Origin of the sequence: Streptomyces sp. NPDC046931, from assembly GCF_040644655.1 — a bacterium.
In the GTDB taxonomy this organism is placed as follows: domain Bacteria; phylum Actinomycetota; class Actinomycetes; order Streptomycetales; family Streptomycetaceae; genus Streptomyces.
On the sequence record NZ_JBEYWX010000037.1, the window covers coordinates 47,085 to 59,372 of the forward strand.

At 72.0% G+C, this 12,288-nt stretch carries 14 protein-coding genes and 2 pseudogenes; 6 read left to right on the plus strand and 10 right to left on the minus strand.

Features of this window, described 5'->3' with window-relative positions; genetic code table 11:
* Positions 1–96 precede the first annotated feature (96 nt).
* Positions 97–1,049, minus strand: a pseudogene (locus ABZ876_RS36580) (ribose-phosphate pyrophosphokinase).
* Positions 1,050–1,231: 182 nt separating this feature from the next.
* Between ABZ876_RS36580 and ABZ876_RS36585 the strand changes: the two are divergent.
* Positions 1,232–1,912 (plus strand): DUF4230 domain-containing protein, encoded by a 681-nt coding sequence (locus ABZ876_RS36585; protein ID WP_361789918.1) that lies wholly within the window; start codon positions 1,232–1,234, stop codon positions 1,910–1,912.
* A gap of 12 nt (positions 1,913–1,924) precedes the next feature.
* On the opposite strand, the gene ABZ876_RS36590 is transcribed toward ABZ876_RS36585, so the two are convergent.
* From ABZ876_RS36590 to ABZ876_RS36615, 6 genes are read right to left on the minus strand one after another with little or no spacing between them, the layout of a single operon-like run.
* Entirely contained in the window at positions 1,925–3,685 is a 1,761-nt protein-coding gene (locus ABZ876_RS36590) for a complex I subunit 5 family protein (RefSeq protein ID WP_361789920.1), read from the minus strand.
* Positions 3,685–4,032: a sodium:proton antiporter gene (locus ABZ876_RS36595; RefSeq protein WP_361789922.1), complete on the minus strand. Its 348-nt coding sequence runs from the start codon at positions 4,030–4,032 to the stop codon at positions 3,685–3,687. The genes ABZ876_RS36590 and ABZ876_RS36595 overlap by 1 nt, the downstream gene beginning before the upstream one ends.
* Positions 4,029–4,772 (minus strand): MnhB domain-containing protein, encoded by a 744-nt coding sequence (locus tag ABZ876_RS36600; protein ID WP_361789924.1) that lies wholly within the window; start codon positions 4,770–4,772, stop codon positions 4,029–4,031. Before ABZ876_RS36600 ends, ABZ876_RS36595 begins: the two co-directional genes overlap by 4 nt.
* The gene (locus ABZ876_RS36605; protein ID WP_361789926.1) at positions 4,769–5,032 is read right to left on the minus strand and encodes a DUF4040 domain-containing protein; all 264 of its coding nucleotides are present in this window, start codon (positions 5,030–5,032) and stop codon (positions 4,769–4,771) included. Before ABZ876_RS36605 ends, ABZ876_RS36600 begins: the two co-directional genes overlap by 4 nt.
* Positions 5,025–5,477 (minus strand): monovalent cation/H+ antiporter complex subunit F, encoded by a 453-nt coding sequence (locus ABZ876_RS36610; protein ID WP_361789928.1) that lies wholly within the window; start codon positions 5,475–5,477, stop codon positions 5,025–5,027. The genes ABZ876_RS36605 and ABZ876_RS36610 overlap by 8 nt, the downstream gene beginning before the upstream one ends.
* Entirely contained in the window at positions 5,474–5,656 is a 183-nt protein-coding gene (locus ABZ876_RS36615; protein ID WP_234517859.1) for a hypothetical protein, read from the minus strand. Before ABZ876_RS36615 ends, ABZ876_RS36610 begins: the two co-directional genes overlap by 4 nt.
* A 251-nt stretch (positions 5,657–5,907) precedes the next feature.
* Between ABZ876_RS36615 and ABZ876_RS36620 the strand changes: the two genes are divergently transcribed.
* Positions 5,908–6,453 carry a VanZ family protein gene (locus ABZ876_RS36620; RefSeq protein WP_361789931.1) on the plus strand — a complete coding sequence of 182 codons (546 nt, stop codon included), beginning with the start codon at positions 5,908–5,910 and terminating at the stop codon, positions 6,451–6,453.
* 180 nt (positions 6,454–6,633) lie between these two features.
* Complete coding sequence (locus ABZ876_RS36625) at positions 6,634–7,875, plus strand: family 16 glycosylhydrolase (RefSeq protein WP_361789933.1); 1,242 nt, start codon at positions 6,634–6,636, stop codon at positions 7,873–7,875.
* 195 nt (positions 7,876–8,070) lie between these two features.
* Here the strand turns inward: ABZ876_RS36625 and ABZ876_RS36630 are convergent, their stop codons facing one another.
* A complete protein-coding gene (locus tag ABZ876_RS36630; RefSeq protein ID WP_361789935.1) occupies positions 8,071–8,307 on the minus strand; it encodes a hypothetical protein in 237 nt (78 codons plus the stop codon).
* A gap of 203 nt (positions 8,308–8,510) precedes the next feature.
* On the opposite strand from ABZ876_RS36630, the gene ABZ876_RS36635 reads away from it, so the two are divergent.
* The 3 genes from ABZ876_RS36635 (at position 8,511) to ABZ876_RS36645 (ending at position 11,555) form a co-directional block, all read left to right on the plus strand.
* A complete protein-coding gene (locus ABZ876_RS36635; protein WP_361789937.1) occupies positions 8,511–9,572 on the plus strand; it encodes a PHP domain-containing protein in 1,062 nt (353 codons plus the stop codon).
* Between the two features lie 12 nt (positions 9,573–9,584).
* On the plus strand, positions 9,585–10,247 hold the full coding sequence (locus ABZ876_RS36640; protein ID WP_361789939.1) for an HAD family hydrolase: 663 nt from the start codon (positions 9,585–9,587) through the stop codon (positions 10,245–10,247).
* Between the two features lie 339 nt (positions 10,248–10,586).
* Complete coding sequence (locus tag ABZ876_RS36645) at positions 10,587–11,555, plus strand: SDR family NAD(P)-dependent oxidoreductase (protein ID WP_361789941.1); 969 nt, start codon at positions 10,587–10,589, stop codon at positions 11,553–11,555.
* Positions 11,556–11,612: 57 nt separating this feature from the next.
* Here the strand turns inward: ABZ876_RS36645 and ABZ876_RS36650 are convergent, their stop codons facing one another.
* Positions 11,613–11,870 carry a hypothetical protein gene (locus ABZ876_RS36650; protein ID WP_361789943.1) on the minus strand — a complete coding sequence of 86 codons (258 nt, stop codon included), beginning with the start codon at positions 11,868–11,870 and terminating at the stop codon, positions 11,613–11,615.
* A gap of 5 nt (positions 11,871–11,875) precedes the next feature.
* Positions 11,876–12,288 (minus strand): annotated as a pseudogene (locus tag ABZ876_RS36655) (hypothetical protein); the annotation flags it as partial.

The following is a 12,288-nucleotide window of genomic DNA, read 5'->3' on the forward strand; positions in this document are numbered from 1 at the left end:
CCGGGTGCGTTCAAACGCATCGCGAATTCACAGCGGCCTCACAGGCGTTCGCGGCAACACCGCTGCTCAGGAGCACAGTTGCGTCGCTGTGCGGCTCTATTCGTTGCGGGCCTGGTCGAACAGGGCGCTGACGGACTCGCCGTTGTGGATGCGGCGGACGGCCTCGGACAGGGCGGGGGCGATGGACAGGATCCGCAGTTTGCCGGTGCGTTCCTCGACCGGGACCGGCACCGTGTTGGTGCACACGATCTCCAGGACGTCGGGCTGCTCGCTCAGCCGCTTGAGGGCACCGGCCGCGAACAGGCCGTGGGTGCAGGCGATCCGGATCGACCGCGGACCCGACTCACGCAGCCGCTGCAGGAGTTCCAGGACCGTACTGCCCTTGGCGATCTCGTCGTCCAGCACGATCACATCCCGTCCGGCGACGTCGCCGATGACGGAGCTGATGCTGACCCGGTCGTTCCCGAACCGCTGCTTCGCGCCCGCCGCCACCTGCGCCCCGATCATCCGTGCGAAGGTCGCCGCCTCCTTGGCGTTGCCGAGGTCGGGCGAGACGACGGTCGCGTGTGACAGGTCGTACTGACGGAAGTGCGCGGCCAGCTCCCGATGGGCGTGCAGGTGATCGACCGGCACCGAGAAGAAGCCGTGCACCTGGGGCGAGTGGAGGGTCATGGTCAGGACGCGGCCGGCTCCGGCCGCCACCATCAGGTCGGCCACCAGCCGCCCGCCGATCGAGATCCGCGGCGCGTCCTTCTTGTCCGAGCGGGCGTACGAGTAGTGCGGCATGACCACCGTGATCCGCCCGGCAGAGGCGCCGCGTGCCGCGTCACACATCAGCAGCAGCTCGACCAGGTGCTCCTGCACGGGGGCGACCAGCGGCTGCACGAGGAACACGTCCCGCTCGCGGCAGTTGGCCTGGAGCTGCACCTCCAGGCAGTCGTTGGCGAACCTGCTGACCCGCACCGGGCTGAGCGGCACCCCGAGGTGCGCACACACCTCCGCCGCGAGCTCGGATGGGCACTGCCGCTGAAGACGGCGATGTCACGCACGTTCCGCTCCTTGCATGATCGAAAACGGGCTGCGCGCCACATGCTACTGACGGGCCCTCCCGCCGCTCGGGCATGCGGGGCCGCACGGCGTACGGCCGTCGGCGGCGATCGGCGATCGGTGAACTCCGCGTTCGCCGGGGGCCCTGGCGGGAAACCGGCGAGAAGAAGGGAGGAGTGTCGACATGACGACGTCCACGAAGCAGAGGCCCGAACCGGTGTCCGTGCGGCGGCGAACGCCCGGCTGGGCCAAGGCGGTCATCGCGCTCGTCGCGGTGCTCGCGGTGCTGTTCGCCGGGCTGCGGCTGAGTGTGCTGCCGGGACTGCGCGACCTGTTCGGCATGGACACGCACGACCGCTCGGGGCCCGCGCTCCTGCGGTCCATCCAGGACATGAGCCGGTACGAGGCCGCTTCCGGCACCTTCCAGGTGGTCGTGGACCTGGAGAGGGACGCCAAGTACCTGCCGTCGGCGATCCGCGGCACCCGCACGCTGTACGTGGGCGCGGGAACCGTGGACGCGTACGTCGACCTCGGCAGGGTCGGCCGGGAGGACGTGACGGTCGACGGCGACCGGACGTCCGCCATGCTCCGTCTGCCGCACGCGGCCCTGGGCAAGCCCACGCTCGACCCGGACCGCTCCTACGCCGTCTCCAAGCAGCGGGGTCTGCTGGACCGCATCGGCGACCTCTTCTCGGACAACCCCAACAGCGAACGCGCCGTGCAGAAGCTGGCGGTCCGGCACATCGGCGAGGCCGCGAAGGAGAGCGAACTGACCGCGCGCGCCGAGGCGAACACCACCGGCATGCTGGACGGACTGCTGAAGTCCCTCGGCTTCAAGGAGGTGAAGGTGTCCTACGGCCCCTGAGTCCCCGATGCGTCAGCCGGTCAGGATCCCGGGCAGGGCCAGTGCCCCGAGCACGGCCGTGCCCAGCAGGACCCAGGCCACGTAGTCCCCGATGTGCCCGGACTGGAGGTGGCGCAGCGGCAGCGTCCACGGCCGTGCGCCGAGCAGTTCCGGCCGGGTGACGGCGAGCGCGGCCAGGGCGAGGGCGAGCGCCGTGGAGACCAGCCCCAGCAGCACGCCGGGAGCGGTCCAGTGGGCGGAGGTGAGCGCCCCGCCGGACCCGGCCTCGTTCACCGAGCGCGCCACGATCCCGGGGAGGCCCGGCACCACGCCGACGGCGAGCGAGCCGGCGAGCAGCAGGGCGGGCACGGCCGTCATGGTGTCCGGGATCCGGCTCAACCGGTGCCGGGTCTCGGGCTCCTCGCCGGTTCCGGTGGTCTCGTACGCGGACCCGACCCGCGGCTGGGGACCCAGTCCGTAGAAGACCCGCGCGGCGACCCGGAGCACCGCACCGCCCGTCACCGCGGACACGAGGACGTACACCACGGTCAGCGGCCCGCCCAGGGCCTCCTCGGTGACCGCCTTGCCGAGGGAGGTGCCGAACGGCGGCAGTCCGGCCAGCGCCAGGCCGCCGAGGACGAACATCACCGCGACCCCGCGCAGCGGCCGGGCGCGCCCGTGCAGCGCGTGCTCGTCGACGGAGCCGAACCGGTCCAGCAGCAGGCCGGTGCAGGCGAACAGGGCGGCCTTCGCGCCCGCGTGACCGAGGAGGTACAGCGCGACCCCGTCGTCGGCCTCGGGCAGCAGGGAGCCGATACCGACGAGGAACAGACCCACGTGAGCAATGGTCGAACAGGCGAGGAGCCGCTTCACATGCCGCTGGTACCAGCACATCAGCGCACCGACCGCGCCCGTGAGGACCCCGAGGACGGTGAGCGCGCGCTCCAGGTCGGCCGCCGGGATCCCGCCCGGTCCGGAGAAGACGGTGCCGTAGACGCGCCAGACTCCGTAGACGCCGAGTTCGACCATGACGCCGGACAGCAGCATGCACACCGGGGTGGGCGCCACGGCGTGCGCGTCGGGCAGCCAGAAGTGGAAGGGCACGGCGGCGGCCTTCACCAGCAGCCCGGTCAGGACGAGGACGAAGGCGGCGAGGGTCAGCGCGTCGGGGCCTCCGTGGGTGTCCAGCCCCCGGCCGATGTGGGTCAGGGACAGCTCGCCGGTGCGCGCGTAGAGCAGCGCGATGCCCATGAGCATGGCGTATGCGCCCAGGGAGTTGATCACGCCGAAGGTCAGGGCGCCCTGTACGGCTTTCGCCTCCTCGACGCGGTAACCGGTCAGGGCGTAGGCGGCGGCGCTCATCAGCTCGAAGAAGACGAAGGCGTTGAACAGGTCGCCCGTGATCGCGAACCCGCACATTCCGCCCTGGAACAGCAGCATGAGGGCCGGGTAGGAACCGGCGTGCCGGCGGGGTGGTTCGTCGAAGTAGCGCCAGGAGTACGCGAGGGAGGCCAGGGTGAGCAGGGAGGCCAGGGCCGCCATGCCGAGTCCGGGGCCGTTGCCGACGAGGACGATCCCGACGCTCGTGCCGTTGCGGGGCGTCCAGGCACCGACCCATTCGGTCAGCGGGGGTGCGGAGTTGAGGGACAGCCAGATCGCGAGGGCCGCGGTCGCGGCCGAGACGGCGCAGCCGAAGCTCTCGGCGGCGATGCGCGGCAGCCGGCGTCCGCAGGCGATCAGCAGGCCGGCCCCGAGCAGCGGGGCGGCGACGAGCAACGGCAGCAGGTGGTTCATCAGCCGCGCAGCTCCCGCAGTTCGTCCGGGTCGACCGTGCCATGGCGTTTGGAGACCTGCATGACGAGGGAGAGCAGCAGGGCGGTGACGGTGGCGCCGACGACGATGTCGGTGAGGGTGAGGGCCTGCACCACCGGGTCCACGACCGGCCGTGATCCGGGCTTGATGTCGGAGTAGACGGGCGCGGTCGCGCCGGCGCGGTAGCCGACGGCCAGCAGCAGAACGTAGGTGGCGGACTGGCAGACGGCGAGGCAGCCGACCGCGTGGATGAGGTTGCGGCTGGTCGCCAGGCCGTAACAGCCGATCAGAAAGATCCAGACGGCGACGAGGTACGGCAGTACGGTCATGGTTTCCCGTCGTCCTCCTCGATCTCGACGGCCTGGTCCAGGAAGTGGGCGAGCAGGACGACGACCGCGCAGGCGACCTCCATGCCGATGGCGGCGTTGAGCAGCGGCACGGTCCCGCCGGACGACAGCGTGTTGAAGGTGCCGTACGGAAGCAGGGTGTTGGCGAGGAAGGCCGTGCCCGCGAGGACGCCCGCGAGCCCGGTCACCAGGTATGCGGAGGCGGAGAGCGCGTCGCCGACCTCGAACAGGCCGAGCGGCCGGATGCGTTCCAGGGCGCGGTAGTCGGCGCCCAGGTAGAGCAGGTGCAGGGCGGTCGCCGCGACGACTCCGCCCTGGAAGCCGCCGCCGGGGCTGAGCTGGCCGTGCGCGATCACATAGAGGCCGCAGACGAGGGCGACGGGCAGGACGACGAGCGCGTACCGGCGGACGGGCAGCGCGACCTCCTGCGGCTGTGGGCGCCCGCGCTTCTCGTCGCGGGTCTGCCGCAGCAGGACCACGGTGCCGACGACGGAGGTGAACAGGATGCTCATCTCGCCGAGCGTGTCGAAGGCACGCTGGTCGAAGTTGACGGAGCCGATGGCGTTGGCGGTCCGCCGGGCCAGGGATGCCTGCACGGCCCGGTCGCCGTAGGGGTGCCGGTCGCCGCCGAAGCCCGGCAGGCCGAGGCACGCGGCGACGAGCAGCGCCGCCAGGCCGGCGCCGCCGAGGGCCAGGACGATCATCCGCACCCGCCGCGTCATCGCGCTTTCCCCTTCCCGTCCTTCTGCCTCCGTCTGACCTTGCGCACGGAGAGCATGATCAGGAGCGGGGTCACCGCGGACCCCACGGCCAGCTGTGACAGGCCCACGTCCGGGGCCTGTGTGACGGTGAACAGCAGGGCGAGGCAGACGCCGAGCACGGCCAGGACGAGTGCCTGGCGCGCGGGGTCGCGCACGGCGACTGCCGCGGTCGCCGCGGCGGCGACCAGCAGCAGGACGACGACGATCAGCGGGTCATCCACGGCGGCTCCCGGGGAATCCGCCGGACAGCGCCCGTGAGGCCACGAGATTGCCGCCGATCAGGAGCGCCCCGATGACCAGCAGCTTGACCATCGCCCGCCCGGGGCCGGTGACGGCGCACAGAACCAGCACCACCACGGCCCCGTATCCCGCGACGGCGAGGGTGACGGCCTGGGCCCGAGGCGGGTCGTCGGCGAGGTCGTCGGCGAGCAGCCGGGCGAAGACGAGGGTGCCGACCGGGCCGAGCAGCGCGAGGAGAAGGGCGAGGTCGATGTATGCGGGGCGCCCGTAGCCCTGGGCGAGCAGCAGCATTCCCGGGGCGGCGAGCGCGCTGCACAGGTTCTGGGCGACGACGCGGCGGCGCAGCGGCCCGGTGGCGACGCCCCACACGGCGGCGCCGACGCCCACGCCGAGCGCGACCGTCGCCGTCCAGGTCCAGCCGTTCACCGTGCGCCTACCGCCCGTCGTGCGGCGCGTGCCGTGACCGCGCCGACGAGCGCGGCGGAGGTCCCCACCGCCCACTCCAGGGTGTCGACGGTGCTGATGAGGACGAGCCAGAGCAGGGTGAGGGCGGCCCACCAGCCGAGCACTTCCAGCGCGGTCACCAGTGCCGTACGCGCGTTCATGCCCACCTCCACCCGTCACCAGGTCCGGGAATGTCCGACATGTCATCCAAGCATCGTGGTGCGCCCGCGCAGCGGCGGCGCGCGAGCGGCTGCTGCACGGAGTGCCCCGCCCGCGGGAACGGAAACCGCCGGCAGCACACCTCGGCCGCACGGGGCCGACGACTCCCCCGGGCCCGGCACGGCCCGGCATCAGCGCACCCATCGGGGGTAACAGGCCCTAGCCAGAGGAGCGTTGCAATCGGGAGGGTGGGATGGCACGTACAGCGTTCGGCGCGCGTATCGCGAAATCCGGTCGCCGCCGGGTCACGGAGGCACCACGGGAGCGGCGACCGCTCCCGCTCCCCGTCCGGCTGCTGGTCATGGCGCTCGCCTTCGTGGCGATGGTGGGCTTCGCCGCGGCGCTGGCCCGGATGACTCTGGAGCCGTCGCCCGCCTCCCGGGCTCTGGTCCACAGCAATCTGCACCCGGGCCGTTCGCTGCGCGCCTATCTGGAGCAGCCCGCGGCGCGGGGCGCCGTCCGGCAGATCGGCGGAAACATCCTGCTCGGCGTGCCGTTCGGGATTCTCCTGCCGGTCCTGGCGCCCGGCACCCGGGGCCTCCTGCGCGTGGGTCTCGTCACCGCGATCGTGATGCTGCTGGTCGAGCTGGCCCAGGGGGCGCTCGTGACCGGCCGTGCGTTCGACATCGACGACGTCATCCTCAACACGACGGGCGCGCTGGTCGGGTATCTGCTGCTCGGACGGCGGCTGGGGCGAGCCGTGCACGCACGCGTGCGGCAGCGCGGCGGCAAGGACTGAACACTCGAAGAGGCCGGATCCCGGTCCGTACCAAGTCTTGACGCCCCCTTAACTCACCTCTTGAATCAAGAACTGAATCAGCACTTTTCCTCCGGCGCGGCCGGCACCTGCGGCTGCGCCGCCAACCCCCCACCCGAGTAGGCCCGCCCGTGTCCGGGCGGCCGTACGGAAAGTGAGCTCATGGACAGCCCACGCCTGCTCCGCAGATGTCTCCTCGCAGCTCTCTCCGCGGTGCTCACCGCGTCCACCTTCACACCCGTGGCCCACGCGGCCCCGCAGGCGGCGGACGCGACCGTCTTCTCCGACACCTTCGACGGGCCGGCGGGTGCCGCCGTCGACTCCTCCAAGTGGCAGACGGAGACCGGCGACAACGTCAACAACCACGAGCGGCAGTACTACACGTCGGGCAACAGGAACGCGGCACTGGACGGTCAGGGACATCTGGTCGTCACGGCCCGTCGTGAGAACCCGGCGAACTACCAGTGCTGGTACGGCACCTGCCAGTACACCTCGGCCCGGCTGAACACCTCGGGGAAGTTCACGGCGCAGTACGGCCATGTCGAGGCCCGGATGAAGATTCCGCGCGGACAGGGCATGTGGCCGGCCTTCTGGATGCTCGGCAGCGACATCGGGCAGGTCGGCTGGCCCGACAGCGGTGAGATCGACGTGATGGAGAACGTCGGTTACGAGCCGGGGACCGTCCACGGCACCATCCACGGACCCGGCTACTCCGGCTCCGGCGGAATCGGCGCCGCCTACTCCCTGCCGAACGGCCAGGCGTTCGCGGACGCCTTCCACACCTTCGCCGTGGACTGGGCACCCGACTCGATCACCTGGTCCGTGGACGGCACGGTCTACCAGCGGCGCACCCCGGCCGATCTGGGCGGCAGGACCTGGGTGTTCAACAAGCCCTTCTTCCTCATCCTCAATCTCGCCGTCGGCGGCTACTGGCCGGGCGACCCCGACGGCTCGACGGCGTTCCCGCAGCAACTCGTCGTGGACTCGGTGAAGGTGACGACAAGTGACAGCCCCGGCGGCGGCACGGGCGTCCCTATCACCGGGCTCGCGGGCAAGTGCGCGGACGTGGCGGGCGCGAACTCCGCCAACGGGACACCTGTCCAGCTGTACGACTGCAACGGCACGGTGGCCCAGAAGTGGACGGTGGCGTCGGACGGCACCCTGAGGGCGCTCGGCAAGTGCCTGGACGTGGTCGGCAACGGCACGGCGGACGGCTCCAAGATGCAACTGTGGGACTGCACCGGCGGACCCAACCAGAAGTGGACGGTCACCGCGGCCCACGACATTGTGAATCCGCAGGCGAACAAGTGCCTGGACGTGACCGACAACAACTCCGCGAACGGCACCCGGTTGCAGATCTGGTCCTGCTCCGGTGGCGCAAACCAGAAATGGACGGTCGGCTGACCGATCGTCCGCTCGTCCGGCGGGCATCGCGGACGCACTCGGGGGCGGGCTTCGGCGAAGGTGACGGGGCCCGCCCGTACGTGTGCGCCGGCGTCCGGCTGCCGCGCCGCACGGGCCGCGCGGCAAGCCGTGCTGTGCCGCGGGACCTCGCCTTGCGGGAGGGTGACCACAGGGCCGCGAGGGTGAGGACAGGGCCTAGTGCAGCCTCCAGGTCAGCTTGTCGCCACCCACCCATCGGACCACGTCGGGGTCGTCGAGGTCGTGGACCGGGATGCCGGCCTCCGCGGCGACCGCCAGCACGTCGGTGAGCGACCTCGCCTCGGCGACCACCTGGCCGTCGATCTCCACGATTCGGAACGGCGGATTGCCCGGCTGGACCCCGAGCACCGTGATCCGCGGATGGGAGATGTGGGGGCTCGCGATTTCGGTCATGAATAGAGCGTAGAGCCCTCGGCAATCAGGAGCGCTTCGGGCAGCCCCCCGCCCCGAGGGCTCCCCCACCCCTGCCGGCGCCGCACTGCCCAGGCGCTGACGGCCTGCCCTCCCCGTTGGTCCGGCCGGGTGAAGGACATCCGGGGAGCGCCCGCCGTGCGCGCCGGGGACGCCTGGGCAAGGCTGGGCATGAGGAGGTGCCGATGGGCCCCGTCGCAGCGCTGGACCGTATCGCGTTCCTACTGGAGCGCGCCGGGGCGCCGACGTATCGCGTGCGGGCCTTCCGCACCGCGGCCGCCGTGCTGGCGGCGCTTCCGGAGAACGAGGTCGCCGAGCGGGCGGCTGCCGGGACACTGGAGTCGCTGCGCGGGATCGGACCCAAGACCGCACAGGTGGTGCGGGAGGCACTGGCCGGGCGGGTCCCGGGCTATCTGGAACAGTTGGAGCGGGAGGGCGAGACGCCGCTGGCGCAAGGCGGCGGGCGTCTGCGGGCGCTGTTGCGCGGCGACTGCCATCTGCACTCCGACTGGTCGGACGGCGGCAGCCCGATCGAGGACATGGGCCGAGCGGCCGCGCGGCTCGGGCACGAGTGGGCGGCGCTCACCGACCACTCCCCCCGCCTCACCGTCGCCCGTGGGCTGTCCGCCGAGCGGCTGCGGGAGCAGCTGGAGGTGGTCGCCGCGCTCAACGAGCAGTGGGCGCCGTTCCGGATGCTCACCGGTATCGAGTGCGACATCCTCGACGACGGTTCCCTGGACCAGGAGCCGGAACTGCTGGACCGGCTGGACGTCGTGGTCGTGTCGGTGCACTCGAAGCTGCGCATGGATGCCCGCTCGATGACCCGGCGGATGATCGCCGCCGTCCGCAATCCGCTGGCCGACGTGCTCGGCCACTGCACGGGACGGCTGGTCACGGGGCGCGGGCGCCCCGAGTCGGAGTTCGACGCGGACGCGGTGTTCGCCGCGTGCGCCGAGTCCGGTACGGCAGTGGAGATCAACAGCCGGCCCGAGCGGCTCGACCCGCCGCGCCGGCTGCTGCGACGGGCGGTGGAGGCGGGCGTGCTGTTCTCGATCGACACCGACGCGCATGCGCCCGGGCAGCTCGACTGGCAGATCCACGGCTGCGCCCGGGCCGAGGAGTGCGGGGTGCCCGCCGAGCGCGTGATCACCACCTGGACCCGGGACGAGCTGCTGACCTGGACCAGGGAGCGGACGGTGCCCGCGCGTGTGACGGGCGGGCACCGTGGTACCCGAGCCCGTACATGAGGGAGGAAGATCATGGGACGGGCGGCCGTTTTCGACGTGGACGGGACTCTCGTCGACACCAACCATCTGCATGTCACGACGTGGTGGGAGGCGTTCCGGCAGGCAGGTCATCAGGTGCCGATGCACGCGATCCACCGCTCGGTGGGCCTCGGGTCCGAGGATCTGATCGCACATCTCCTGGGCGGCCGGGACCGGGACGAGATCGAGAAGCTGGTCGCCGCGCACGAAGCCCTGTACGGGACGTTCTTCGACCGACTGCCCCCGCTGAGGGACGCCGGACGGCTGCTGCGGCGGCTCGACCACGACGGGTGGAACGTCGTACTGGCCACGTCCGCCAGCGGACGGGAGCTGTCGGCGCTGCGCCGGGCGATCGGGGCGGACGACGCCATCGCGGCGACGGCGAGCTCCGATGACGTGCAGACCGGCAAGCCGGCGCCCGAGCCCGTGGAGCACGCCTTGGAGCTGGTCGGGGTGCCGCCGGAGTCGGCGGTGTTCGTCGGTGACACGGTGTGGGACATGAAGGCGGGCACCCGGGCCGGGGTGACCTGTGTCGGCCTGCTGTCGGGCGGTATTCCGGTGGCGGATCTACGGGAGGCGGGCGCCCGCGCCGTCTACCGGGATCCGGCGCATCTGCTGGCCATGCTGGGGGACAGTCCGCTGGCACCGGACGCGTAGGCCTGCGGTCCACGTACCGGAGGTGACACAGATCACGTCGAGAGGGGCCGTTTTCCGGAACACCGACCAGTAGTTTCCTGTTGAACTAGTCGTGGGAACGGACGGGACAGTGTCCCCGGGCCTCATCTCTCGCCCACAGGGACGATCGTTCGGCTGAAGCCCTGTGGAGCATCTCGCCGAGAGGCGACCGCCGTCCGCGCCCACCACAGACCGCCCCGACCGTGATCCCCCCGTCCGGTCGGGGCTCTTCTTCGTCCCGGGCCGGAAGAGGGCCGGTGCTTACGCCGGTTCCGGTGCCCGGTTGACTTCGAGTGCTCTTCAATTCGTAGCGTGCGGTGCATGAGCACAGCACAGCACAGCATCGGCTCGGGCTTCGGCGCTCGGAGCACAACCAAGGACGTTCTCAAGGGAATCGATCTCTCCGGCAAGCTCGCGCTCGTGACCGGCGGGTACTCCGGGCTCGGCCTGGAGACCACGCGGGCCCTCACCGAGGCGGGCGCCAGGGTCATCGTGCCGGCGCGGCGCCGCGCCGCCGCCGAGGAGGCCCTGGCGGGACTCGACCGGGTGGAGGTGGACGAGCTGGACCTCGCCGACCTGGAGAGCGTGCGCGCCTTCGCCGAACGTTTCCTCGCCTCCGGCCGCACCCTCGACCTGGTGATCGGCAACGCCGGCGTCATGGCCTGCCCGGAGACCCGGGTGGGCCCCGGCTGGGAGGCACAGTTCGCCACCAACCACCTGGGCCACTACGCGCTCGTCAACCGCCTGTGGCCGGCCATCGAGCCGGGCGGGGCCCGGGTCGTGTCGGTGTCGTCCGCGGGCCACCACGGCTCCCCGATCCGCTGGGACGATCCGCACTGGAAGCGGGGCTACGACAAGTGGGAGGCGTACGGGCAGGCCAAGACCGCGAACGTACTGTTCGCCGTGCACCTCGACCGGCTCGGCCGGGACCACGGCGTACGCGCCTTCTCCCTGCACCCGGGCGGCATCCTCACCCCGCTCCAGCGCCATCTCACCCGGGAGGAGATGATCGAGCGCGGCTGGGTCGACGAGACCGGCGCGCTGGTGGACCCCGGCGCCTTCAAGACCCCCGAGCAGGGAGCGGCCACCCAGGTGTGGGCCGCGACCTCGCCCCGGCTCATCGGCATGGGCGGGGTGTACTGCGAGGACTGTGACATCGCGGAACCCGCGCCGGTGGACGGCGGGCGGGGTGGAGTCAAGGACTGGGCGACCGACCCCGAGCAGGCCGCGCGCCTGTGGGAGCTGTCCGCCGACCTCACCGGTGTCGACGCGTTCGCGGACCGCTCCTGAGACGGAAAGTACCGGCTGCGACCGGCCCCGGTCGGTCGAGGGACGGGCCGGCGCGGGTCAGTCGGACGGCTCGTCCGGGACGGGGTGCTCGGGGTGGACCGTGCCCGACTGGGGGGCACCCTGCCGGCCGGTGCCCGCCTCGTCGGTGTCGGGTACGTCATTCGCCGACTTGCCGGTGTCCGGCGTGCGTTCGCTCTCCTCCTGGGCGGTGCGGACGTCCCACGGATCCTCGACGTTGCGGGCCTGCTGGTCCGGCATGTCCCGCGGGATCGGACGGGCCTTCTCGCCGGGACCCTGCTGCCGTTGTTCGGTCACGGCGCCTACTCCGTTCTTCCTTCGCTCGCCGGGCGAACGGGGCCCGCGAGCGGGGTCACGGGCCCCTTCCGGGCGAGCTGGCGAGTACCCCGGGAGACGTCGGCGAAACCAGGCCAGGCACCGGTCGGCGGGACGGCGGCGGGACGCACCGGTGAGCGCGGCGACCGTTCCCCGCGCCGGGACAGCGCGGCGACCATTCCCCCTCGCCGGGCCAGCGCGGCGACCATCCCCCCTCGCCCGCTCAGCGCGGCGACCATTCCCCCTCGCCGGGACAGCGCGGCGACCATCCCCCCTCGCCCGCTCAGCGCGGCGACCATTCCCCCTCGCCCCCTCAGCGCGGCGACCATCCCCCCTCGCCCCCTCAGCGCGGCGACCATCCCCCCTCGCCCGCTCAGCGCGGCGACCATCCCCCCTCGCC